This window comes from Mycobacterium sp. SMC-14 (assembly GCF_046250075.1).
In the GTDB taxonomy this organism is placed as follows: Bacteria; Actinomycetota; Actinomycetes; order Mycobacteriales; family Mycobacteriaceae; genus Mycobacterium.
The window spans coordinates 745219-767350 of record NZ_CP176429.1 but is presented as its reverse complement, the minus strand read 5'-3'; the positions used below and the strand labels follow the sequence as shown (position 1 = coordinate 767350).

Annotated in this window: 16 protein-coding genes; 2 read left to right on the top strand and 14 right to left on the bottom strand. The window is 66.0% G+C overall.

Annotation, left to right across the window (positions count from 1 at the left end; all coding sequences use genetic code 11):
* Positions 1-95: 95 nt before the first annotated feature.
* The 5 genes from tuf to ACKY0W_RS03630 form a co-directional block, all read right to left on the bottom strand.
* Entirely contained in the window at positions 96-1286 is a 1191-nt protein-coding gene (gene tuf, locus ACKY0W_RS03650; RefSeq protein WP_308485647.1) for an elongation factor Tu, read from the bottom strand.
* A gap of 91 nt (positions 1287-1377) precedes the next feature.
* Complete coding sequence (fusA, locus tag ACKY0W_RS03645; protein ID WP_406756269.1) at positions 1378-3480, bottom strand: elongation factor G; 2103 nt, start codon at positions 3478-3480, stop codon at positions 1378-1380.
* A 74-nt stretch (positions 3481-3554) separates the two neighbouring features.
* Positions 3555-4025: a 30S ribosomal protein S7 gene (gene rpsG, locus ACKY0W_RS03640; protein ID WP_024441009.1), complete on the bottom strand. Its 471-nt coding sequence runs from the start codon at positions 4023-4025 to the stop codon at positions 3555-3557.
* Positions 4025-4399, bottom strand: coding sequence for a 30S ribosomal protein S12 (gene rpsL, locus ACKY0W_RS03635; protein ID WP_007767794.1), 375 nt, complete (start codon positions 4397-4399; stop codon positions 4025-4027). Before rpsL ends, rpsG begins: the two co-directional genes overlap by 1 nt.
* 264 nt (positions 4400-4663) lie before the next feature.
* Complete coding sequence (locus ACKY0W_RS03630) at positions 4664-5293, bottom strand: TetR/AcrR family transcriptional regulator (RefSeq protein WP_409436434.1); 630 nt, start codon at positions 5291-5293, stop codon at positions 4664-4666.
* 137 nt (positions 5294-5430) lie between these two features.
* Here ACKY0W_RS03630 and ACKY0W_RS03625 point away from each other — a divergent pair, with 137 nt between their 5' ends.
* Both ACKY0W_RS03625 and ACKY0W_RS03620 read left to right on the top strand, forming a co-directional pair.
* Positions 5431-5796 (top strand): DUF3060 domain-containing protein, encoded by a 366-nt coding sequence (locus ACKY0W_RS03625; RefSeq protein ID WP_406756271.1) that lies wholly within the window; start codon positions 5431-5433, stop codon positions 5794-5796.
* A complete protein-coding gene (locus ACKY0W_RS03620) occupies positions 5793-6203 on the top strand; it encodes a DUF3060 domain-containing protein (protein ID WP_409436433.1) in 411 nt (136 codons plus the stop codon). Before ACKY0W_RS03625 ends, ACKY0W_RS03620 begins: the two co-directional genes overlap by 4 nt.
* A 69-nt stretch (positions 6204-6272) precedes the next feature.
* Here ACKY0W_RS03620 and ACKY0W_RS03615 read toward each other — a convergent pair whose 3' ends face one another.
* The 9 genes from ACKY0W_RS03615 to ACKY0W_RS03575 form a co-directional block, all read right to left on the bottom strand.
* Positions 6273-7034, bottom strand: coding sequence for a crotonase/enoyl-CoA hydratase family protein (locus tag ACKY0W_RS03615; protein ID WP_409436432.1), 762 nt, complete (start codon positions 7032-7034; stop codon positions 6273-6275).
* The gene (locus ACKY0W_RS03610; RefSeq protein ID WP_409437635.1) at positions 7031-7744 is read right to left on the bottom strand and encodes a PaaX family transcriptional regulator C-terminal domain-containing protein; all 714 of its coding nucleotides are present in this window, start codon (positions 7742-7744) and stop codon (positions 7031-7033) included. The genes ACKY0W_RS03615 and ACKY0W_RS03610 overlap by 4 nt, the downstream gene beginning before the upstream one ends.
* Positions 7745-7773: 29 nt before the next feature.
* Positions 7774-8709 carry a crotonase/enoyl-CoA hydratase family protein gene (locus ACKY0W_RS03605; RefSeq protein ID WP_409436431.1) on the bottom strand — a complete coding sequence of 312 codons (936 nt, stop codon included), beginning with the start codon at positions 8707-8709 and terminating at the stop codon, positions 7774-7776.
* A 14-nt stretch (positions 8710-8723) separates the two neighbouring features.
* Entirely contained in the window at positions 8724-10364 is a 1641-nt protein-coding gene (locus tag ACKY0W_RS03600; protein WP_409436430.1) for an acyl-CoA dehydrogenase family protein, read from the bottom strand.
* Positions 10365-10687: 323 nt separating this feature from the next.
* Positions 10688-11446 (bottom strand): deoxyribonuclease IV, encoded by a 759-nt coding sequence (locus tag ACKY0W_RS03595; RefSeq protein ID WP_409436429.1) that lies wholly within the window; start codon positions 11444-11446, stop codon positions 10688-10690.
* A gap of 29 nt (positions 11447-11475) precedes the next feature.
* Positions 11476-12957 carry a glutamate--cysteine ligase gene (locus tag ACKY0W_RS03590; RefSeq protein WP_409436428.1) on the bottom strand — a complete coding sequence of 494 codons (1482 nt, stop codon included), beginning with the start codon at positions 12955-12957 and terminating at the stop codon, positions 11476-11478.
* Between the two features lie 164 nt (positions 12958-13121).
* A complete protein-coding gene (locus ACKY0W_RS03585) occupies positions 13122-17072 on the bottom strand; it encodes a DNA-directed RNA polymerase subunit beta' (protein WP_409436427.1) in 3951 nt (1316 codons plus the stop codon).
* Between the two features lie 38 nt (positions 17073-17110).
* Positions 17111-20635 (bottom strand): DNA-directed RNA polymerase subunit beta, encoded by a 3525-nt coding sequence (locus ACKY0W_RS03580; protein WP_409436426.1) that lies wholly within the window; start codon positions 20633-20635, stop codon positions 17111-17113.
* A gap of 385 nt (positions 20636-21020) precedes the next feature.
* Positions 21021-22073: an ABC transporter ATP-binding protein gene (locus tag ACKY0W_RS03575; RefSeq protein WP_406756281.1), complete on the bottom strand. Its 1053-nt coding sequence runs from the start codon at positions 22071-22073 to the stop codon at positions 21021-21023.
* Positions 22074-22132 lie beyond the last annotated feature (59 nt).

Sequence of the window (22132 nt, the reverse complement as noted above, 5' to 3'; positions counted from 1 at the left end):
ACGTGACCAGCGTCTAACACTCACCTGCCGAACAGACGCAAAATCCCCCTTTTCCTCGGAGGAAAAGGGGGACCTTACGACTGCTTGCGCAGGAACTACTTGATGATCTTGACGACCCGGCCGGCGCCGACGGTACGACCACCCTCACGGATGGCGAACCGCAGACCCTCGTCCATAGCGACAGGCTGGATCAGCTTGACGCTCATCTCGGTGTTGTCACCGGGCATGACCATCTCGGTGCCCTCGGGCAGGGTCACCACACCGGTCACGTCGGTGGTCCGGAAGTAGAACTGCGGACGGTAGTTGTTGAAGAACGGCGTGTGGCGGCCACCCTCGTCCTTGGACAGGATGTAGGCCTGGCCCTCGAACTCGGTGTGCGGGGTGGTGGTGCCGGGCTTGACCACAACCTGGCCACGCTCGACGTCCTCACGCTTGATACCACGGATCAGCAGACCGACGTTGTCACCGGCCTGACCCTGGTCCAGCAGCTTGCGGAACATCTCCACACCGGTGACCGTGGTCTTGGTGGTCTCCGGACGGATGCCGACGATCTCGACTTCCTCGTTCACGTTGATCACGCCACGCTCGACACGACCGGTGACCACGGTGCCACGACCGGTGATGGTGAAGACGTCCTCAACCGGCATCAGGAACGGCTTGTCGGTCTCGCGAACCGGGTCCGGAACGGACTCGTCGACGGCCTCCATCAGGTCCTCGACGGACTTGACCCACTTCTCGTCGCCCTCGAGCGCCTTGAGAGCCGACACCCGGACCACCGGGGCCTCCTCGTCGAACTCCTGGGCAGCCAGCAGCTCGCGGACCTCCATCTCGACGAGCTCGAGGAGTTCCTCGTCGTCGACCATGTCGGACTTGTTCAGCGCCACCAGGATGTAGGGCACACCGACCTGACGGGCCAGCAGCACGTGCTCGCGGGTCTGCGGCATCGGGCCGTCGGTGGCCGCGACCACCAGGATCGCGCCGTCCATCTGGGCGGCACCCGTGATCATGTTCTTGATGTAGTCAGCGTGGCCCGGCGCGTCGACGTGGGCGTAGTGCCGCTTCTCGGTCTGGTACTCCACGTGGGAGATGTTGATCGTGATACCGCGCTGGCGCTCCTCGGGAGCGTTGTCGATCTGGTCGAACGCACGCGACTCGTTCAGGGCCGGGTACTTGTCGTGCAGAACCTTGGTGATAGCCGCGGTCAGCGTGGTCTTGCCGTGGTCAACGTGACCGATGGTCCCGATGTTGACGTGCGGCTTCGTCCGCTCGAACTTCGCCTTCGCCACTTCTTGTCCTCCTGGACTTGTTGGTGCTGGGTTACAGCAGGTTTGATCTTTTTGGGTTTGTGCCACCGTAGCGGCACGGGCGGGAAGCTAGTTACTCGCCCGTTGCCTTCGCGATAATCTCCTTCGCCACCTGCGCCGGCACTTCGGCGTAGGAGTCGAACACCATGGAGTAGTTCGCCCGGCCCTGGGTCTTCGACCGCAGGTCTCCGACGTAGCCGAACATCTCCGACAGCGGCACCTGCGCCTTGACGACGCGCGCACCGCTGCGCTCCTCCATGGCCTGGATCTGACCACGGCGGGAGTTCAGGTCGCCGATCACATCGCCCATGTAGTCCTCGGGCGTGGTGACCTCAACGGCCATGATCGGTTCCAGGATCACCGGCTGCGCGGCAGCGGCAGCCTTCTTCAGCGCCTGCGAGCCGGCCACCTTGAAGGCCATCTCGGAGGAGTCGACGTCGTGGTACTGACCGTCGGTCAGGGTGACCTTGATGTTGACCAGCGGGTAGCCGGCCAGCACGCCGTACTGCATGGCGTCCTGGGCCCCGGCGTCCACCGCGGGAATGTACTCGCGGGGCACGCGGCCGCCGGTGACCTTGTTCTCGAACTCGTAGGTCGCACCGTCTTCGCCGGTGAACGGTTCGATGTCGATGAGGACCTTCGCGAACTGGCCCGAGCCACCCGTCTGCTTCTTGTGGGTGTACTCGACCTTCTCGACCTTCTTGCGGATGGTCTCCTTGTAGGCCACCTGCGGCTTGCCGACGTTGGCCTCGACCTTGAACTCGCGGCGCATCCGGTCCACCAGGATGTCCAGGTGCAGCTCGCCCATGCCGCCGATCACGGTCTGGCCGGTCTCCTGGTCCAGGTGCACCTTGAAGGTCGGGTCCTCTTCGGCCAGCTTCTGGATCGCCAGGCTCAGCTTCTCCTGGTCACTCTTGGTCTTGGGCTCGATGGCCACCTCGATGACCGGAGCCGGGAACGTCATCGACTCGAGCACGATCTGGTTGGCCGGGTCGCACAGGGTGTCGCCGGTGGTGGTGTCCTTGAGGCCGATCATCGCGTAGATGTGGCCGGCGAACGCCGAGTCGACCGGGTTCTCCTTGTTGGAGTGCATCTGGAACAGCTTGCCCAGCCGCTCCTTCTTGCCCTTGGTCGAGTTGACCACCTGCGTGCCCGACTCCACCTTGCCCGAGTACACCCGGACGTAGGTGAGCTTGCCGAAGAACGGGTGCACCGCGATCTTGAATGCCAGCGCCGAGAACGGCTCGTCGATGCTGGGCTTGCGGCTGATGACTTCGTCTTCCTTGCCGGGCACGTGGCCCTGCACCGACTCGACGTCGAGCGGCGACGGCAGGTAGTCGATCACCGCGTCCAGCATCGGCTGGACACCCTTGTTCTTGAACGCGCTGCCGCACAGCACCGGGTACAGCTCCGATGAGACCGTCAGCTTGCGGATGCCGCCCTTGATCTCCTCGATCGAGAGCTCCTCGCCGCCGAGGTACTTCTCCAGCAGAGCCTCGTCGGTCTCGGCGACTGCCTCCAGCAGAGCGGTCCGGTACTCGTCGGCCTTGTCGGTCAGGTCGGCCGGGATCTCGATGGTCTCGTAGGTCTCACCGAGCTTGGTCTCGCCGCGCCACACCTTGGCGTTCATCTCGACCAGGTCGACGATGCCCTCGAAGTCGTTCTCCGCACCGATCGGCAGCTGAATCACCAGGGGACGAGCGCCGAGGCGCTCTTCGATGGTGCGCACGGTGAAGTAGAAGTCCGCACCGAGCTTGTCCATCTTGTTGACGAAGCAGATCCGGGGCACGTCGTACTTGTCGGCCTGCCGCCACACCTGCTCGGACTGCGGCTCCACGCCCTCCTTGCCGTCGAACACGGCAACGGCGCCATCAAGGACACGCAGGGAGCGCTCCACCTCGACGGTGAAGTCGACGTGGCCCGGGGTGTCGATGATGTTGATCTGGTTCTTGTTCCAGAAGCAGGTCACCGCGGCGGAGGTGATGGTGATGCCGCGCTCCTGCTCCTGCTCCATCCAGTCGGTCGTGGAGGCACCGTCGTGCGTCTCACCGATCTTGTAGTTGACGCCGGTGTAGTACAGGATCCGCTCGGTCGTCGTCGTCTTACCAGCATCGATGTGCGCCATGATGCCGATATTGCGGACCTTGTTCAGGTCAGTCAGCACATCCTGTGCCACAGCAGTCTTCCCACTCTTTCGGTTACTTCAATTGCTTGTTGTCGCAGGTGTGTCGGTTGGTCAGACCGACGAGGTCACCAGCGGTAGTGCGCGAACGCCCGGTTGGCCTCGGCCATCTTGTGGGTGTCTTCACGCCGCTTGACGGCAGCACCGAGGCCATTGCTGGCATCCAGGATCTCGTTCGCCAGGCGCTCGATCATGGTCTTCTCGCGGCGAGCCCGCGAGAAGCTCACCAGCCAGCGCAGCGCCAAAGTGGTGGAGCGCTCGGCACGCACCTCGACCGGCACCTGGTAGGTGGCGCCACCGACGCGGCGGCTGCGGACCTCGAGGGCCGGCTTGACGTTGTCCATGGCACGCTTCAGCGTCACGACCGGGTCGGTACCGGTCTTGTCGCGAGCCTGCTCGAGCGCGCCGTAGACGATGCGCTCGGCCAGCGACTTCTTGCCGTCCAGCAGCACCTTGTTGACCAACTGGGTGACCAGCTGGGACCCGTAGACGGGGTCGTTGACCAGCGGACGCTTGGGTGCGGGGCCCTTGCGCGGCATCAGCTCTTCTCCTTCTTCGCGCCGTAGCGGCTGCGGGCCTGCTTGCGGTTCTTGACTCCCTGGGTGTCCAGCGAGCCGCGGATGATCTTGTAGCGCACACCCGGCAGGTCCTTCACACGACCACCACGCACCAGCACCATCGAGTGCTCCTGCAGGTTGTGACCCTCACCCGGGATGTAGGCGGTCACCTCCACCTGGCTGGTCAGCTTGACGCGGGCCACCTTGCGAAGCGCCGAGTTCGGCTTCTTGGGGGTGGTGGTGTACACGCGGGTGCACACGCCCCGACGCTGCGGGCTGCCCTTGAGGGCCGCGGTCTTCACCTTGGCGACCTTGTCGCGGCGACCCTTGCGGACCAGCTGCTGAATGGTTGGCATCTACCGGCTTCCTGTATCGCTGTTCAAAACTCTCGTAAATCCTGCGGTCTGTGCCCCACCGCTACCCCGCGGTCGGGCGTGTCGCATGGGCCGCTGCGGATTCCTCCGCTGCATAATGGACATGCGAATTAGGCCAGGCGCGCGCGTTATGTCACCAAACGCGCCTCGGTGGCCAGGCACGAGCTACCACAATACCCGGCAGCACTCCAGCAGGTCAAAGCGCGTGCCCAGCGTCCCCCGCGGCCCCTCCCACCTGCTCGGTGTCTACTGGGTGCGACTGTCCATCGCCGAGGCCAGCCGGCGCACCATGTCGGAGAAGACGGCGTCGGTGTCCACGTCATCCATCACGCCGGTCATCTCCAGCAGGACAAATCCGTGCATGGCCGCCCAGAACTCCAGGGCCGCGTGAAACGCCCGGTCCCCTTCGAGCCCGTAGGACGCCAATACCTCGATGACCGGGGCGGCGGCGCGGCTGGCCGCGGCGGTGTACTCCGGGTCATCGCCACCCAGCGGCATCCGGGTGAACGCCGAATACCGGCCCGGGTGGTGGTGGGCATAGCTGCGGTAGGCGCCGGCCATCACCAGCACCGCGTCGTCGCGGGCGCGACCCTGGCCGACCTGGGTCAGCATCTCCAGAATGTCGTCGATGACCCGCATGCGCATGGCGCGGCGCAGGTCATTGAGGCTGTGCACGTGGTTGTACAGCGACGGGCCCTTGGTGCCGAGCTGGGTGGCCAACGCGTTGATGGTCAGCGCGTCCCAGCCCTCCCGGTCCAGGAAGTTCAAGGCGGCGTTGACGATGGCGTCGCGGCTCAGCTTGACCGGGCGCGCCCCCGATTTGCCGTTGGCGCGCGAGCGACCCGCCGCGGCGGGCGGGTCTGGTCGAGCTGACATGGCGTACGCCCTTCGTATCGTGCGGCAGGAGATCAGCACAGAACTCTAATCGAACGATTAGTAGGGGAACCCGAGTACGCGCCAGCTGGTGCGACGTAAGCTTTGCCGAAATTGCGTCCGCCGAGAGGGGCCCGGAGATGAAATGGACTGCGCTGGCTGGTGCGCTGCTGGGTCTGGCCGCCGGTTCACTGGGGGCAGCCACGAGCGCGCACGCCGTGCCCGGCGACATCCACATCTACGGGGTGCACGAGACCCACACCCTGGACTGCAACGGCGGGACGCTGTTCATCAACGGCGTCAACCTCACCATCCATGCGATGGGAACCTGCTGGGCGGTGACCACGCAGGGCTCGCAGAACACCGTGATCGCCGACACCATCGTCAACGACGTCACGGTCTACGGCAATGACACGACCGTGTACTACCACAATGGCGACCCGCTGCTGTTCGACCGCGGACGCGAGCTAGGGATGACCAACCGGCTCGCGCGCGTACCGGCGTGACCCAGGTTCGCCGCGTAGCACTGTGTTCGTTGCTCGCCGGCGGAATGACACTGCTTGCGACCCTGCTCACCGGCTGCGAGTCGGCGGCGCCGCCCAAGTCCGCTCGGATCTCGAAGAACTATGACGGGCAGTTCTCCAACACCATCAGCCTCGAATCGTTCGGCTCGACGTCGCCGGTGGACTGCGCCGACGGCAAGTCGCTCAATGTGCTCGGGTCGAACAACAAGCTGACCGTCCGGGGCCGCTGCGAGGCGGTGAGCGTGACCGGCTCCGACAATCGGATCACCATCGAGCGGGTCGACAAGACGCTGCAGATAACCGGCCTCAACAACACCATCAGCTATCGCGGCGGCGATCCGAAGATCGACAACCGCGGGCCGGGCAACACGATCGCCGACAAGCGCTGACGGGCCGCCGGCGTCAGGCCTCCCGGCGGTCGCAAGCGCGGCGAAGCCGGGCGCAGCGGGCCGCTGGCGTCAGGCCTTAGCGCCGTGGCGGCCGGCCCCACCGGCGAAGCGGCCCGCCCCACGCAGCGCCTCCTCGGCCACCCGCTCGATGCTCTCGAATTCCTGTTCCATGGCATGAGATTCGCTCATGCCCCACTGCCGTAGCGCCGACAGCCGATCCGAGCGCAGGCAGCCCTGCGGCAACTCGGCCAGTTCCAGGGCCAGCTGCTCGGCTGCCGCGCGAGCCTGCCCGGCGGGGACCACCCTATTGGCCAGTCCGATCGCCAGCGCCTCCTCGGCGTTCACCGCACGGCCGGTGAGGATCAGGTCCATGGCGCGGCTGTGGCCGATCAGTCGAGGCAACCGCACGGTGCCGCCGTCGATAAGTGGCACACCCCAGCGGCGGCAGAACACGCCGAAGGTCGCGTCGTCCTCGACCACGCGCATGTCGCACCACAGCGCCAACTCCAGGCCGCCGGCCACCGCGTAGCCACTGACCGCGGCAATCACCGGTTTGGACAACATCATTCGGGTCGGACCCATCGGGCCCGGCCCGCTGCGGTGAGTCTGGTTGGCGTTCGGGGTGCCCAGCGCCTTGAGATCGGCTCCCGCGCAAAATGTTCCGTTGTCTCCCCACAGCACGGCCACCGATGCGGTGTCGTCGCGGTCGAATTCGTCGAATGCCTGGTACAGCGCGGCGGCGGTCGGGCCGTCGACGGCGTTGCGCGCGTGCGGGCGATCCAAGATCACCGTGGTGACCGGGCCATTGCGCTCCACGCGCACCGCGCTCATCGCAGCACCGCCTCTCGGTCCGCATCGCGTCGCGCGACCAGTTCGGCAGCGAACTCCGCGTAGCGACTGCGGATTCGGGTCCCCGGCCAGTCCGCCGGAAGCAGTTCCGGTGGCAGCACCGGGTCACGACGCAGGTGGCGGACCATGGCCGCCGCGATGACGAAACGGCTTGGAACGTCCTCGGCATCGGCCATCGCGGCAAGCAGTTCGTGGCCGGTCTGCGTCCAGCCCGCCAGATCCCACAGCGTGGCGGCCAATTCGGCCGGCTTCTCGTCACGCGCGGTGAGCAGCCGGGTGTAGCTCTCGAGCCCGTCACCCAGCTCGACGTCAATGTTGTCCGGGCGCATCCAGAAGCCTTCACGCAGCTCGGCGAACCGCCGCTCGGCCAGCCCCGAGCGCAAGGCGGCCCGGGTTCGGGCGTCACAGCCGATACTGGTGATCACCACGGCCAACCAGTCGCCGTCCCAGTTCCTGGTCTGCGGATTGAGTGCCGCATCCTGTTGGCGTTGGCGCGCCAGCAGACGCTCGGAGAGTCCGTAGCCCTCGACCGAGCGGACCAGGTCTCCGGCAGCGACCAGTCGGGTGAGCGCCACCCGCAAGGCCGTTTCTTTGATACCGAAATCTGTTGTCAACCGAAGCAATTCAGCAGCCGTTGCCGACGCAGGGTGAGCTCCCAAGAGCACCGAAAGGACTACCGATCGGGCCGTCATACGCACTGTGTCGGACATCGGGTTCTCTCCTAAACCCCGGAGGTCTTTCGACCGTAGTCCCCGAACGGCTCGTCGCGGTGGCGCACCGCGTCGCGGAACCCGTGCTCCACTGCGTCGGCGACGAAGGCGTGCCCCTCCGGCGTGTGCCGCGCCACCCCGTCGAACACGGTGCTGACCATCCTGCTGGTGGCCACGCCCTGCTGCAGCAGCGCGGTGTTGAGCGCGAGCTTGGCCATGATCAGCTGGTTGACCGGCATCGCGGCGATGCGCGCCACCAGGCGCTCGGTGCGCTCATCAAGATCGGCCGGGTCGGGGGCCTCGATGGCCAGACCCCATTCGGCGGCCTGGGCTCCGGTGATGCAATCTCCGGTCAGCAGTAGGCGTTTGGCGCGCTGGTCGCCGAGCCGGTGCGCCCAGAGCCCGGCCGCCGGCACCCCCCACACCCGCATCGGCGGGTAGCCGATCTTGGCATCGGAAGCCGCGATCACCTGGTCGGCATGCAGGGCGATGTCGGTGCCGCCGGCCACGCAGTAGCCGTGGATCTTGACCACGGTGGGCTTGTCGGCGTGCATCAGCGAGGCGAAGCCGCGGACGAAGCGGCTCATCATCTGGTAGTCGATCATCGGGTCCCACGGCTGATCCGGCCGGTGGTTGGTGGCCTGGGTCTTCCCGTCGAGCACGCTGCCCCGGTAGTTCTCTCCGCCCGCCGACGACGAGCCTTCGGCGTAGGCACCGAGATCGAAACCGGCGCAGAATCCCTCGCCACGGCCCGACACCAGGATCACGTGCACGTTGGGGTCCAGATCAGCGCGCTCCACCAGAGCCGACAACTCCAGGGGGGTGTCCGCGGTGATCGCGTTTCCGTGCTCGGGCCGGTTGAACGTGATCCGCGCGATGCGATCGGTGACCTCGTAGGTCATCGTCCGCAGGTTGTCGAATTCGACAGGGGCGATGTGGTGTCGCATGGCGTGCGCTGACCTCAGCCCTTGACCAGAGCACGCTCGAGGATCGGCCCGAGGTCGAGGCCGGCCGGCAGGGTGCCGAACGCCCCGCCCCATTGGCCGCCGAACCGAGTCGCCAGGAAGGCCTCGGCGACGGCCGGATGGCCGTGACGCACCAGCAACCCGCCCTGCAGCGCCAAGCAGATGTCCTCGGCGATCTTGCGCGCCTGATATTGGGCAGCCATCACGTCGGCGCCCAGGCCCGCCAGTTGGCCCTTCAGCGCGTCGACGTGGGCGTCGAGCCGGCGATCCTGCCCGGCCGTCTCGGCCAGCTCATCGAAGAGCACCGCCACCGAGTCGGGTTGAGTAGCCAGGGCACGCAACGTGTCCAGGGCGCTGACGTTGCCCGACCCCTCCCAGATGCCCATCAACGGCGCCTCCCGGTACAGCCGCGGCATCAAGGAGTCCTCGATGTAGCCGTTGCCGCCCAAGCACTCCATCGCCTCGGCGGCGTGCGGGGTGGCGCGCTTGCACACCCAGTACTTGGTCGCGGCCAGACCGATCCGGCGCAGCAGACCCTCGCGTTCGTCGCCGCGGACCGCCTTGTCGGTGGCACCGGCCATCCGCATCGACACCATGGTGGCGGCCTCGGCCTCCACAGCCAGGTCGGCCAGCACGTTGCGCATCAGTGGCTGATCGATCAGATAGGCGCCGAACGCCTTGCGGTGCTGAGCGTGGTAGATGGCGCGGGCCAGGCCCATCCGCATGCTGGTGGCACTGCCCAACGCGCAGTCCAGGCGGGTGAGGTTGACCATCTCGATGATGACCGAGACCCCGCGGCCCTCCTCCCCCACCAGCCAGGCGGTCGCACCGTCGTACTCGATCTCACTGGAGGCGTTGGCGTGGTTGCCGAGCTTGTCCTTGAGCCGCTGCAGCCGCATCCGGTTGCGGGTGCCGTCCGGCAGGATCCGGGGCAGGAAGAAACAGCTCAGTCCGCCGGGCGCCTGGGCCAGCACCAGGAACACGTCGCACATCGGCGCGGAGGTGAACCACTTGTGCCCGGTCAGGCTGTAGCTGCCGTCGGCGCCCCGCACCGCCTGGGTGGTTCCGGCGCGCACGTCGGAGCCGCCCTGCTTCTCGGTCATCGACATGCCCGCGGTGATACCGGCTTTGGCGGCCGGCACCTTCAGCTCGGGGTCGTAAACCCGGCTGGTCAGCAGCGGCTCGTAGGTCTTGGCGAGCTCGGCGTTGTTGCGCAGCGCGGGCACGATCGCGTACGTCATCGAGATCGGACAGACGTGGCCCGGCTCGGCGGTCCAGACCCCGGTTTGAGCGGCACGCACGACGTGCGCGCCGGGCCGCGGGTCGGCCCATGGGGCGGCGTGCAGGCCGTGGCCGATCGCGGTGCGCATCAACTCGTGATAGGCCGGGTCGTACTCCACTTCGTCGATCCGGTTACCGACGACGTCGTGGGTGTGCAGCACCGGCCGATTGCGGTCGGCCAGCGCGCCCCAGCGTTGCACCTGCTTGGATCCGGAGAGCGCTCCGAGGTCGGTGACCTCGTCGACGCCCCATTGACCACCCTCGCGGATCAGCGCCTCGATGAGAACCGGGGACGACGCGGGATTGAAGCCTTCCAGCGGAAGGACCTGGTTGGTGACGATATGGGTGTCGGCCATAGCCGAATATTACATTTTTTGCACGTACGCACAATAGATGTAATCAAATTGGTGTTCGGCAAACAAAAAAACGGCGGTCACGGCCCGGGGTCGGGAGGTTCCAGGCTGTGACCGCCGTCGTTTTGGGGCGCCGGACTAAGGGCTGCGCACTCCCCCCACACCATGATGGTGTCGCTCAGGCAATTGGACCCCCTCCAGTCCCGAGTCGTGTGCGCAGCTGCCGCGGTCACGGCGCCTAGCAAAGTTGTAGCACACAACCGACTCAATGTCGCGCATTAAGCAATAAATCAGTCAAAACGGATGTTTTTTGGCGAGGCCGGACATCAGGTCAGCCGATCCCGCAGGTAAGCGATGTCGGCCTTGCGGCCCTCTTCGGCGGTCTCGCAGATCACCGGGGCGCCGGCGGCCTCGACCACCGCGACCAGCAGGTCCGGGTCGATCTGGCCGGTACCGAAGTTGGCGTGCCGGTCCCGCCCGGAGCCGGGCGCGTCCTTGGAGTCGTTGCAGTGCACCAGATCGATGCGTCCGGTGATGGCCTTGACGCGCTCCACCGCGTCGGGCAGCGATTCCCCGGCCGCCCAGGTGTGGCAGGTGTCCAGGCAGAACCCCACGCCGGTGTCGCCGATGTGGTCCCACAGTTTGGCGATGGTGTCGAAGTGCCGGGCCATCGCATGATCACCGCCGGCGGTGTTCTCCAAGTACACCGGGACGGTGGTCTCCAGCCGGTCCAGCGCCTTGCGCCACCGAGCGAACCCGGCCTGCGGGTCGTCGTCATCGGCGGTCACGTGTCCGCCGTGCACGATCACCGCGACGGCGCCGATCTCGGCGGCCGCGTCACAGGTCTGCTGCAGGATGGTGCGCGACGGGATACGCACCCGGTTGTTCGGCGAAGCCACGTTGATCAGGTACGGCGCGTGCACATAGATCGGCAGCGCCGCCTCGCGAAGCTGCGCCGCGTCCTCGCGGGGTTTGGGCGGCTTCCAGCTCTGCGGGTTGCCGAGGAAGATCTGCACCACGTCGGCACCCTCGGCTTCGGCGGCAGCCAACGGATTCTGCGGGCGCACATGGGATCCGATCAACACGGCGGCCAGCCTAGTCCGCGCCGGACGCCTCAGCCCACTTCTGTCGGCCAGGTATGCACCGGCTGGTTGGTATGCATGTGCGTGCAGTACCGGCTCAGCATCTCCGCCAGCGCCGCGGGCCGACTCAGGCCCTGATCCTGTAATGCGCGGACCGTCGACACCTGCCAGGTGGCGCCGTTGCGTCCCGCCGCCGCCCGACCCGCGATGATGCCGAGGAACCGGTCGGCCACCTCGGCGGCGACACCCCAGTCGTCAAGGCCTTGGCGGGCCAGCGGCAGCAGCTCGCGCTGCGTCAGTTCCGCCACGCTCACCTCGCCCAGCTCCGGCCAGAACAGTCGCGCGTCCATGCCGTAGCGCGCGGCCCGGCGAAAGTTGTCGTGCGCCACCGCAAAACTCATCTGGGTCCACAGCGGACGCTGCTCACGGGCCAGGCTGCGCAGCAGACCGTAGTAGAAGACCGCATTGGCCACCATGTCGGCGACGGTCGGGCCCGAGGGCAGGACCCGGTTCTCCACACGTAGGTGCGGCCGTCCGTCGACGACGTCATAGACCGGTCGATTCCAGCGGTACACGGTGCCGTTGTGCAGACGCAGCTCTGCCAGTTGCGGGGCGCGTCCCCGCGCGAGTTCGTCCGCCGGATCCTCCTCGGAGACCTCGGGCAGCAGCGACGGGAAGTAGCGCACGTTCTCCTCGAACAGGTCGAAGATGGACGTGATCCAGCGCTCCCCGAACCACACCCGGGGCCGCACCCCCTGGTTCTTCAGTTCGTCGGGGCGGGTGTCGGTGGACTGGGTGAACAGCTCGACCCGGGTCTCCGCCCACAGGCGATGGCCGAAGAAGTAGGGAGAGTTGGCACCCATCGCCAGTTGTGGACCGGCCAGCACCTGCGCGGCGTTCCAGTGGTTGGCGAACTCGGCCGGCGAGACCTGCAGGTGCAACTGCATGCTGGTGCACGCCGACTCCGGTGCGATGTTCTCGGCATGCAGATTCAGTGGTTCTGGGCCGTCGATCTCGATATCGATGTCTTCGCCGCGCGCGGCGAAGATCGAGTCGTTGAGCGCTGCGTACCGTGCCGAATCGCTCATCCAGTCACCGGCCAGATGCTCGGGCATCAGCGTCGGCAAGATGCCGATCATGACAATGCCCGCGTCGTGTTTCCGGGCCTTGGCCTGCGCGTCGTTGAGGCTGGCACGCACCTCCGCTTCCAGATCCAGTGCGGCGAGCTGGGTGAACTGGCGGGGCGGCACGTTGAATTCGATGTTGTAGGAACCTAATTCACGTTGAAATGCCGGATCGTCGATCGACGACAACACACCGGCGTTCGCCATGGCCGGCCGGTAGTCGTCGCCGATCAGGTTGCCCTCGATCTCCATACCGGTCAGCGGCGGCTCACACTCGAAGCTGGCCTGCGCCAACATCGTCTCGAAGACGTCCAGGCACTGCTGAATCTTGTGCCGGTATTGGCGGCGCTGGGTGCGGGAGTAGGTGGTGCGGTCGACTTCGTCCCCCATCTCAACGATGCAACCTCGTCCGCTGCGGGGCCGCAACCCGGCCCGTCCGCCGAGTGTGCATCCTGCGACGCGACACGCCGCGGGGACGTCGCAGGATGCACACTCGGCGGCAGATACGAAAAGAGCCCCGGGGGTATACGCCCCGGGGCTCTTTTCGTCGTCGACTAGCGGTAGTCGCTGTACCCGTAGTCGTCCAGCGGAACCGCGGCACCGGTGGCGGCGCCGAAGTCCGGGCTGTAGTACTGATCCTCGTAGGACGGGATCGTGTACGCAGCGGCCCGGGCCTCTTCGGTGGGCTGCACGGCAATGTTGCGGTACCGGTTGATACCAGTACCGGCCGGGATCAGCTTGCCGATGATCACGTTCTCCTTCAGGCCCTGCAGCTTGTCGCTGCGGCAGTTGATCGCCGCATCGGTCAGCACGCGGGTGGTCTCCTGGAAGGAGGCCGCCGACAGCCACGAATCGGTGGCCAGCGACGCCTTGGTGATACCCATCAGCACCGGACGTCCGGCCGCGGGCTCCAGCCCCTCGGCCACCACGCGACGGTTCGCCGTCTCGAACTCGGCCCGCTCGGTCAGCGAACCGGGCAGGAACTCCGTGGCGCCCGAGTCGATGATGGTCACCCGGCGCAGCATCTGCCGGACGATCACCTCGATGTGCTTGTCGTGGATCGACACGCCCTGGGCCCGGTAGACCTGCTGGACCTCGTTGACCAGGTGGATCTGCACCTCACGCGGGCCCTGCACACGCAGCACCTCGTGCGGGTCCGCCGAGCCCTCCATGAGCTGCTGGCCGACCTCGACGTGGTCGCCGTCGGACAGCAACCGCTCCGAGCCGTCCTCGTGCTTGAACACGCGCAGCCGCTGACGCTTGGGCAGCTTGTCGTAGACCACTTCCTCGCCACCGTCATCCGGCACGATCGTGATCTTGTAGAACTTCTCGCCCTCTTCGAGCTGCACCCGCCCGGCGACGTCGGCGATCGGCGCCTTGCCACGCGGAATCCGGGCCTCGAACAGCTCCTGCACACGCGGCAGACCACCGGTGATGTCGTCACCGACACCACCCTGGTGGAAGGTACGCATGGTCAGCTGAGTACCGGGCTCACCGATGGACTGGGCGGCGACAATGCCGACCGCCTCACCGATGTCGACCAGCTTGCCGGTGGCCATCGATCGGCCGTAGCAGGTGGCACAAACCCCGGTACCGGTGGCGCAGGTCAGCACCGAGCGCACCTTGACGTTAGCGATGCCGGCAGCCAGCAGGGCCTCGATCGACGGGTCGCCGAGGTCGTGACCGCGCTCGATGACGACCTTGCCCTTCTCATCGACCGCGTCGACGGCCAACGTGCGGGCGTAGGCCGACGTCTCGATGAACGCGTTACGGATCAGCGATCCGTCCGCCTGGGCCTCGGCCAAGTCGACAATGATGCCGCGCTCAGTGCCACAGTCGTGCTCGCGCACGATCACGTCCTGAGAAACGTCGACAAGACGACGAGTCAGGTAACCCGAGTCAGCGGTACGCAACGCGGTGTCCGCCAAGCCCTTTCGGGCGCCGTGGGTGTTGATGAAGTACTCCAGCACCGTCAGGCCCTCACGGAACGAGGACTTGATCGGGCGCGGGATGAACTCACCCTTCGGGTTGGTCACCAGACCCTTCATGCCCGCCAGCGTCCGGGTCTGGGTGAAGTTACCCGTCGCGCCGGAGTCGACGATCGTGATGATCGGGTTGTCGGCCGGGTAGTGGTCACGCAGCGCCTGACCCACTTCCTCGGTGGCTTCCTTCCAGATCTCCACCAGCGCCTCGTTGCGCTCCTCGCGGTTGAGAGCACCACGCTGGAACTGCTTCTCCAGCTTGTCGGCACGCTCCTCGTAGGAGTCGAGGATCTCCTTCTTGCGCGGCGGCACCAGCACGTCGGCCATCGAGACCGTGACTCCCGAACGGGTGGCCCAATGGAAGCCGGCGTCCTTGAGCTTGTCGACGGTCTGGGCGACCACGATCATCGGGTAGCGCTCGGCCAGGTCGTTGATGATGACGGCCTGAACCTTCTTGTGCATCTGCTTGTTCACGAACGGGTAGCCGGTCGGCAGCAGCTCGTTGAACAGCACCCGGCCCAGCGTGGTCTCGGCGATCCAGGACCCGCCCGGACGCCAGCCGTTCTCGCCGAACAGCTCGGTCTCCACCTCGGCCGGCGGCCGCAGCTGGTCCAGACGCACCTTGATCTTGGCCCGCACGGAAAGCGCACCGCGGTCGACCGCCATGATCGCCTCGGCCGGCGAGGAGTACACACCGGTCTCCGGACGGTCCTTGGCGGCCGGGGTGTATTCGCCTGCGTCACCATCGATCTCGGTGGTCAGGTAGTACAGCCCGGTAACCATGTCCAGTCGCGGCATGGCCAGCGGACGACCCGAGGCCGGCGACAGGATGTTGTTGCTCGACAGCATCAGGATGCGGGCCTCGGCCTGCGCCTCGGCGCTCAGCGGCAGGTGCACGGCCATCTGGTCACCGTCGAAGTCGGCGTTGAAGGCCTCACACACCAGCGGGTGCAGCTGAATGGCCTTGCCTTCCACCAGCTGCGGCTCGAAGGCCTGGATACCCAGGCGGTGCAGCGTGGGTGCACGGTTGAGCAGCACCGGGTGCTCGGCGATGACCTCTTCGAGGACGTCCCACACCTGGGGACGCTGCCGCTCCACCATCCGCTTGGCGCTCTTGATGTTCTGCGCGTGGTTGAGGTCAACCAGTCGCTTCATCACGAACGGCTTGAACAGCTCCAGAGCCATCAGCTTGGGCAGACCGCATTGGTGCAGCTTGAGCTGCGGACCGACCACGATCACGCTGCGGCCCGAGTAGTCGACACGCTTGCCGAGCAGGTTCTGACGGAACCGGCCCTGCTTGCCCTTGAGCAGGTCGGACAGCGACTTCAGCGGACGGTTGCCCGGTCCGGTGACCGGCCGGCCGCGGCGGCCGTTGTCGAACAGCGCGTCGACGGACTCCTGCAGCATCCGCTTCTCGTTGTTGACGATGATCTCGGGCGCACCGAGGTCGATCAGTCGCTTGAGGCGGTTGTTGCGGTTGATGACCCGGCGGTACAGGTCGTTGAGGTCGGACGTGGCGAACCGGCCACCGTCGAGCTGCACCATCGGACGCAGCTCCGGCGGGATCACCGGCACCGCGTCGAGCACCATGCCCATCGGGGAGTTACCCGACTGCTGGAATGCGGCCACCACCTTGAGGCGCTTGAGAGCACGAAGCTTCTTCTGCCCCTTGCCGTTCTTGATGATGTCGCGCAGCAGCTCGGCCTCGGCGTGGATGTCGAAGGTCTCGATCAGCTTCTGGATCGACTCCGCACCCATGGCACCGGTGAAGTACTCGCCGTAGCGGTCCACCAGCTCGCGGTAGACGGTCTCGTCGACGATCAGCTGCTTGGGAGCCAGCTTGACGAAGGTGTCCCAGATGTTGTCGAGGCGGTCCAGCTCACGCTGGGACCGGTCGCGCAGCTGACGCATCTCGCGCTCGCCGCCGTCGCGAACCTTGCGGCGCACATCGGCTTTGGCACCCTCGGCCTCCAGCTCGGCCAGGTCGGCCTCCAGCTTCTGGGCGCGGGCTTCCAGGTCGGCGTCCCGCTGGTCTTCGACGGCCTTCTTCTCGACGACCATCTCGGCTTCCAGCGTGGACAGCTCGTTGTGACGCATGTCGGTGTCGACGCTGGTGATCACGTAGGCCGCGAAGTAGATGATCTTTTCGAGGTCCTTGGGCGCCAGGTCCAGCAGGTAGCCCAAGCGCGACGGCACGCCCTTGAAGTACCAGATGTGGGTGACCGGGGCGGCCAGTTCGATGTGGCCCATCCGCTCACGACGCACCTTGGCGCGAGTCACCTCGACGCCACAGCGCTCACAGATGATGCCCTTGAAGCGCACCCGCTTGTACTTGCCGCAGTAGCACTCCCAGTCGCGAGTCGGTCCGAAGATCTTCTCGCAGAACAGGCCGTCCTTCTCGGGCTTGAGCGTGCGGTAGTTGATCGTTTCCGGCTTCTTGACCTCACCGTAGGACCATTGCCGGATGTCCTCCGCGGTCGCCAGGCCGATGCGGAGCTCATCGAAGAAGTTGACGTCGAGCACGTAACTCCCTTTCCCCTTGCGGGTTTAGTAGCGAGTAATTAAGCGAGGTCCTCAACAGAGGCGGATTCGTTGCGGGACAGGTTGATTCCCAGGTTGGCGGCTGCCCGCTCCAGGTCCTCGTCCTCGCCTTCGCGCAATTCGATCGCCGCACCGTCCTTCGCCAGCACCTCAACGTTGAGGCACAGCGACTGCAGCTCTTTGAGCAGCACCTTGAAGGACTCCGGGATACCCGGCTCGGGGATGTTCTCGCCCTTGACGATCGCCTCGTAGACCTTGACACGGCCGACCGTGTCATCGGACTTGATCGTCAGCAACTCCTGCAGCGTGTACGCCGCACCGTAGGCCTGCATGGCCCAGCACTCCATCTCACCGAACCGCTGGCCACCGAACTGCGCCTTACCACCCAACGGCTGCTGGGTGATCATCGAGTACGGGCCGGTGGAACGGGCGTGGATCTTGTCGTCCACCAAGTGGTGCAGCTTCATGATGTACATGTAGCCAACGGTCACCGGGTACGGGAACGGCTCACCGGAGCGACCGTCGAACAGCATCGCCTTGCCGTCACCGTTGACCATGACCTCGCCGTCGCGGTTGGCCAGCGTCGAGGAGAGCAGACCCTGCAGCTCCTCCTCGCGGGCACCGTCGAACACCGGGGTCGCGGTACGGGTGTCCGCTCCGGCCGAGTACAGCTCCTCGGGGAGCTTGTCCGCCCAGTCCGGCACGCCGGCCGCCACATCGATGTTCCAGCCGGTCTTGGCGATCCAGCCCAGGTGGGTCTCCAGGATCTGACCGATGTTCATACGACGGGGCACACCGTGGGTGTTCAAGATGATGTCGACCGGGGTGCCGTCCGGCAGGAACGGCATGTCCTCGGCCGGCAGGATCTTGCCGATGACGCCCTTGTTGCCGTGGCGTCCGGCCAGCTTGTCACCGTCGGAGATCTTGCGCTTCTGTGCGACGTAGACGCGCACCAGCTCGTTGACCCCGGCGGGCAGCTCGTCGTCGTCCTCGCGGGAGAACACCCGGATGCCGATGACCTTGCCGGACTCACCGTGCGGCACCTTCAGCGAGGTGTCGCGGACTTCGCGGGCCTTCTCGCCGAAGATCGCACGCAGCAGCCGCTCCTCGGGCGTCAGCTCGGTCTCACCCTTGGGGGTGACCTTGCCGACCAGGATGTCGCCGTCGCGGACCTCGGCGCCGATGCGGACGATGCCGCGCTCGTCGAGGTCAGCCAGCACCTCGTCGGAGACGTTCGGGATGTCCCGAGTGATCTCCTCGGCGCCCAGCTTGGTGTCGCGGGCGTCGATCTCGTGCTCCTCGATGTGAATCGAGGTCAGCGTGTCCTCCTCGACCAGCCTGTTGGACAGGATGATCGCGTCCTCGTAGTTGTGGCCCTCCCACGGCATGATCGCCACGAGCAGGTTCTTGCCCAGAGCCATCTCGCCGTTGTCGGTGCACGGGCCGTCCGCGATGACCTGGCCGGCCTCGACACGCTGGCCGGCGTCGACGATCGGACGCTGGTTGGCGCAGGTGCCGTGGTTGGACCGGTTGAACTTGCGCATCCGGTAGGTCTGCCGGGTGCCGTCATCGGCCATCACCGTGACGTAGTCGGCGGACACCTCCTCGATGACACCGGTCTTGTCGGCGACGATCACGTCGCCGGCGTCGATCGCGGCCCGCAGCTCCATGCCGGTACCCACCAGCGGCGCCTCGCTGCGCACCAGCGGAACCGCCTGACGCTGCATGTTGGCACCCATCAGGGCACGGTTGGCGTCGTCGTGCTCGAGGAACGGGATCATGGCCGTGGCCACCGACACCATCTGGCGCGGCGAGACGTCCATGTAGTCGACCTCGGCCGAGGACACGTACTCGACCTCGCCACCCTTACGACGGACCAGAACGCGGTCCTCGGTGAAGCGGCCGTCGTCCTGAAGCGGCGAGTTGGCCTGCGCCACAACGTGGCGGTCCTCCTCGTCGGCGGTCAGGTACTCGATGTCATCGCTGACCACACCGTCGTTGACCTTGCGGTACGGCGTCTCGATGAAGCCGAACGGGTTGACCCGCGCGTACACCGACAACGACCCGATCAGACCGATGTTGGGGCCTTCCGGGGTTTCGATCGGACACATCCGGCCGTAGTGGGACGGGTGCACGTCACGAACTTCCAGGCCGGCCCGCTCACGGGACAGACCACCCGGGCCCAGCGCCGACAGGCGGCGCTTGTGGGTCAGACCCGACAGCGGGTTGTTCTGGTCCATGAACTGGGAGAGCTGGCTGGTGCCGAAGAACTCCTTGATCGCGGCGACCACCGGGCGGATGTTGATCAGGGTCTGCGGCGTAATGGCCTCGACGTCCTGGGTGGTCATCCGCTCGCGGACCACGCGCTCCATCCGGGACAGCCCGACCCGGATCTGGTTCTGGATCAGCTCACCCACGGTGCGCAGACGCCGGTTGCCGAAGTGGTCGATGTCGTCGACCTCCACGGGAACCTCGACGCCGCCCGGCACCGTCATGGTGGCGGACTGACCATCCTGAGCGGCCTGGTGCAGACGCACCAGGTACTCGATGGTGGCCACGATGTCCTCTTCGGTCAGCGTGGTCGGCTGCGACTCGCCCGGGTTGGCGGTCAGGCCCAGCTTCTTGTTGATCTTGTAGCGACCCACGCGCGCCAGGTCGTAGCGCTTCTCCTTGAAGAACAGGTTCTCCAGCAAGGTCTGCGCGGATTCCTTGGTGGGGGGCTCGCCCGGACGCAGCTTGCGGTAGATGTCCAGCAGCGCCTCGTCGGGGCTGGCGGCACTGTCCTTCTCCAGCGTCGACATCATGATCTCGGAGAAGCCGAAGCGCTCCCGGATCTGCTCGGAGGTCCAACCCAGCGCCTTGAGCAGGATCGTGACCGGCTGGCGACGCTTGCGGTCGATACGGACGCCGACCAGGTCGCGCTTGTCGACGTCGAACTCCAGCCAGGCGCCGCGGCCCGGGATCACCTTCACCGAGTGCAGCGTCTTCTCGGTGGACTTGTCGATGTTGGCGTCGAAGTACACACCGGGCGAGCGCACCAGCTGGGAGACCACCACCCGCTCGGTGCCGTTGATGATGAAGGTGCCCTTCTCGGTCATCATCGGGAAGTCACCCATGAACACCGTCTGGCTCTTGATCTCGCCGGTGTTGTTGTTGATGAACTCCGCGGTGACGAACAGCGGGGCCGCGTAGGTCATGTCCTTGTCGCGGCACTCCTCGACCGGGGCCTTGACCTCGTCGAACCGCGGGTCAGAGAACGACAGCGACATCGAGCCGGAGAAGTCCTCGATCGGGGACAGCTCTTCGAGAACCTCTTCGAGGCCACCCTTGGGCGCAGCACCGGTCTGCTGGGCCCTGCGCTCGCGCCACTCCGACGCCCCGATCAGCCACTGGAACGAGTCGGTCTGCACGTCCAGCAGACCCGGAACCTCAAGCGGTTCGCGCAGCTTGGCAAAGGAGACCCGATTCGGGGCCCCGGGCACAGAACTATTGGGAGAATTCTGGGTAGTAGAAGCGTTCTTTTTGCTCTGGCGGGAGACTGCCAAGATGCATCCTTCCAGCACCTAATGCGGCCAGCGGATCCCGGCTCTCACCGGACCCCGTTCGCTGCGAATATTCGACCGTTGGTTCGGCTGGCGAACGATCTGTCCGGTCTCACGCACAGCCAAACCACGAGGTAACAAGCCAAAACGAGCCAAAACGTGACTCAGGCTGGTAACGCGGTGTTCGGGTGCGGGTAAGGGATGGGCAGGAGGAAGCCAGCGCAACGTCCAACAATAGCGCAGGCTGACGCAATCCTCAACTGCGATGTCCCGGGGCCCTGTCGGTGCTGGCTGACCTCCGCCGGGCTCTCCGCACGTGTGCTGGTGACCAGATTGGACCGTTTAGGTCCGTCCGTCAAGAGCTGACACGGCGCGAGCCTGCACGGATTCAGCCAGGCGGGGTCGGGATCGACGCGGTGGGAGCCTCTTCGTCTGCCGGGAACTCGTGCACGGCGTACTTGTGAGTGCCCTCGAGATCATCCCGGATGGCCGCCTGAGCGTTGGGCGGCAGGGTGTGCAGGATCTCGCGCACCCGGGCCCTGCGGCGTGCCACGCCCATGCGCTCCGGCAAGCCGGGAGTCGCGCTGAGCTGGGGCGGCACGCCCTCGATCTCTTCGACTCCGCCGTCGCTCTGGCCGGCGGCGATCATGGCCTCCTCGGCCGCCGCGGTCGCCTGGTCCTTCTCCTCGGACATGCCGATGGGACCGATGCGCCGGCCGTTGAGGAACTGGCGGACCACCGGCTCCTCGGACGTCAGCAGCACCTCGCGGGGCCCGAACATCACCAACTCCTTGCGGAACAGCATCCCGATGTTGTCCGGCACGGTGCGCGCGATGTTGATGTTGTGCGTAACGATCAAGATGGTGGCGTCGATCTGGGCGTTGATGTCGATCAGCAGCTGGCTCAGGTACGCCGTGCGGACCGGGTCCAGGCCGGAGTCCGGCTCGTCGCACAGGATGATCTTCGGGTCGAGCACCAAGGCGCGGGCCAGACCGGCACGCTTGCGCATACCGCCGGAGATCTCACCGGGGAACTTGTAGCCGTCGTTGGGCATACCGACCATCTCGAGCTTCTCCATGACGATGTCACGGATTTGGCTCTCGGACTTCTTGGTGTGCTCACGCAGCGGGAAGGCGGTGTTGTCGTAGATGTTCATCGACCCGAACAGGGCGCCGTCCTGGAACAGCACGCCGAACAGCGTGCGGATCTCGTAGAGCTCCTTGGCGCTGCACTGCAGGATGTCGGTGCCGTCGATGACGATCGAACCGCGCTCGGGACGCAGCAGGCCGATCAGCGACTTCAAGAACACGGACTTGCCGGTACCGGAGGGTCCGAGCAGAACGCTGACCTCTCCCTCGGGAATAGTCATAGTGACGTCTTCCCAGATCCGGGCCGATCCGAAGGACTTGGTAAGCCCCTGTACCTCGATGGCGACACCCATTAGTGAGGTCCTTCCGCAACGTCTGTTCGTGCCACGACTGGCTTGTGGCTTGGGCCACT